This window comes from Mesorhizobium sp. Arg314 (genome assembly GCF_053714275.1).
Window position 1 is genome coordinate 1 of the sequence record NZ_JBSKBP010000345.1, and the last position, 271, is coordinate 271.

The following is a 271-nucleotide window of genomic DNA, read 5'->3' on the forward strand; positions in this document are numbered from 1 at the left end:
GCGCGAACCATGACCGTGTTGCGCCGTTGCCGATAATAGCGATAGGGCTTCATGCCATAACGCCGGCACAAGGCGAGGAACAGATGGCGCGACCATTGATCCGGCATCGAGAATTGCATCTCAATTGAGGGATCTTGCCGCCCAAGTTCCGTCAAACGCTCCCGCACACGTTCCAGCGCCGCTTCCGCCGCGAACCGCTCGCCGGCCGTTCCAGCACCCACGAAAAGGGCCTCGATCTTCCGCAACTTCTCGCGCAACTGGGATTCGGTAG

Annotated in this window: 1 pseudogene; it reads right to left on the reverse strand. The window is 60.5% G+C overall.

Going from position 1 to position 271, the window contains the following annotated elements:
- A pseudogene (locus ACWGS9_RS35790) lies at nt 1–271 on the reverse strand (hypothetical protein); the annotation flags it as partial.